Source organism: Pseudogemmobacter lacusdianii, assembly GCF_030848395.1.
GTDB lineage: Bacteria > Pseudomonadota > Alphaproteobacteria > Rhodobacterales > Rhodobacteraceae > Pseudogemmobacter > Pseudogemmobacter lacusdianii.
Genome location: NZ_JAVDBT010000033.1, coordinates 1 through 2,500, shown reverse-complemented (window position 1 = coordinate 2,500; position 2,500 = coordinate 1). Strand labels below are relative to the sequence as shown.

Below are 2,500 nucleotides of genomic sequence, written 5' to 3'. Positions count from 1 at the left end.
AGCAGGATGAAGGTTGGGTAACACCAACTGGAGGTCCGAACCAACACCCGTTGAAAAGGGTCTGGATGACTTGTGGCTAGGGGTGAAAGGCTAATCAAACCTGGAGATAGCTGGTTCTCCGCGAAAGCTATTTAGGTAGCGCCTCGGACGAATACCATCGGGGGTAGAGCACTGCATGGGCAATGGGGACCCACAGTCTTACTGAGCCTAAGCAAACTCCGAATACCGATGAGTACTATCCGGGAGACACACGGCGGGTGCTAACGTCCGTCGTGAAGAGGGAAACAACCCTGACCTGCAGCTAAGGCCCCTAATTCATGGCTAAGTGGGAAAGCATGTGGGACGGCCAAAACAACCAGGAGGTTGGCTTAGAAGCAGCCATCCTTTAAAGATAGCGTAACAGCTCACTGGTCTAGATAAGCTGTCCTGCGGCGAAGATGTATCGGGGCTCAAGCCATGAGCCGAAGCTCGGGATGCACAGCGATGTGCGTGGTAGCGGAGCGTTCTGTGATATAGTCTCATGTCTCCTTCATCGCCCCGGCGATATTGGAGACGCGAGGCTTTCTGTGAAGCCGGGCCGTAAGGCATCCGGTGGAGAGATCAGAAGCGAGAATGTTGACATGAGTAGCGACAAACAGGGTGAGAAACCCTGTCGCCGAAAGTCCAAGGGTTCCTGCTTAAAGCTAATCTGAGCAGGGTAAGCCGGCCCCTAAGGCGAGGCCGAAAGGCGTAGTCGATGGGAACCACGTTAATATTCGTGGGCCAGGAGGAAGTGACGGATCTCGAAGATTGTCTGCCCTTATCGGATTGGGTGGGCCGTTTAGAGGTTCCAGGAAATAGCCCTCCATCAGACCGTACCCTAAACCGACACAGGTGGACTGGTAGAGTATACCAAGGCGCTTGAGAGAACCACGTTTAAGGAACTCGGCAAAATGCTCCCGTAAGTTCGCGAGAAGGGAGCCCCATCTCTAGGCAACTAGGGGTGGGGGGCACAATCCAGGGGGTGGCGACTGTTTACTTAAAACACAGGGCTCTGCGAAGTCGTAAGACGACGTATAGGGTCTGACGCCTGCCCGGTGCTGGAAGGTTAAAAGGAGGGGTGCAAGCTCTGAATTGAAGCCCCAGTAAACGGCGGCCGTAACTATAACGGTCCTAAGGTAGCGAAATTCCTTGTCGGGTAAGTTCCGACCTGCACGAATGGCGTAACGATCTCCCCGCTGTCTCAAACGTGGACTCAGCGAAATTGAACTGTGTGTCAAGATGCACACTACCCGCGGTTAGACGGAAAGACCCCATGAACCTTTACTCTAGCTTTGCACTGGCACCAGGAATGTGATGCGCAGGATAGGTGGTAGGCTTTGAAGCCGGGACTCTGGTCTCGGTGGAGCCATCCTTGAGATACCACCCTTCGCCTTCTTGGTGTCTAACCGCGGTCCGTCATCCGGATCCGGGACCCTGCATGGTGGGGAGTTTGACTGGGGCGGTCGCCTCCCAAATCGTAACGGAGGCGCGCGAAGGTTGGCTCAGACCGGTCGGAAATCGGTCGTTGAGTGCAATGGCAGAAGCCAGCCTGACTGTAAGACTGACAAGTCGAACAGAGACGAAAGTCGGCCATAGTGATCCGGTGGTCCCAAGTGGGAGGGCCATCGCTCAACGGATAAAAGGTACTCTGGGGATAACAGGCTGATGATGCCCAAGAGTCCATATCGACGGCATCGTTTGGCACCTCGATGTCGGCTCATCTCATCCTGGGGCTGGAGCAGGTCCCAAGGGTACGGCTGTTCGCCGTTTAAAGAGGTACGTGAGCTGGGTTTAGAACGTCGTGAGACAGTTCGGTCCCTATCTGCCGTGGGTGCAGGAGACTTGAGAAGAGTTGACCCTAGTACGAGAGGACCGGGTTGAACGGACCACTGGTGGACCTGTTGTCGTGCCAACGGCAGTGCAGGGTAGCTATGTTCGGACAGGATAACCGCTGAAGGCATCTAAGCGGGAAGCCCCCTTCAAAACAAGGTCTCCCTTGAGAGCCGTAGAAGACCACTACGTCGATAGGCCAGAGGTGTAAGTGCAGCAATGCATTCAGCTGACTGGTACTAATTGCTCGATTGGCTTGATCTGATCCAGAAACAGCAAGGCTCATAAACCTGCTGCTCAGATAGCGCACATACCAATAGTGCTACTCCTTAGAAAACAACACTGATGTTCGGAAGCCAACGCGCTTCCAGGTCTCTGATCCGGTTTGGTGGTCATAGTGCTGGCTAAACACCCGATCCCATCCCGAACTCGGCCGTTAAGGGCTAATACGCCAATGGTACTGCGTCTTAAGACGTGGGAGAGTAGGTCACCGCCAAACCTGACCAGAGACCTTATTCTCTCTCATAACGATGCAAATAACACCCCGACATCAACAAAACCGTCGGGACGGTCGCGGGGTAGAGCAGCCCGGTAGCTTGTCAGGCTCATAACCTGAAGGTCGCAGGTTCAAATCCTGCCCCCGCAACCA

The 2,500-nt window shown here is 54.5% G+C and carries 1 tRNA gene and 2 rRNA genes (1 of these 3 cut by a window edge); all 3 read left to right on the top strand.

Annotation, left to right across the window (positions count from 1 at the left end):
* Positions 1-2,115, top strand: a 23S ribosomal RNA gene (locus tag Q9295_RS17790); it begins 717 nt to the left of the window's first position.
* Positions 2,116-2,235: 120 nt separating this feature from the next.
* A 5S ribosomal RNA gene (rrf, locus tag Q9295_RS17785) occupies positions 2,236-2,350 on the top strand.
* A 73-nt stretch (positions 2,351-2,423) separates the two neighbouring features.
* Positions 2,424-2,500: transfer RNA gene (locus Q9295_RS17780), tRNA-Met, on the top strand.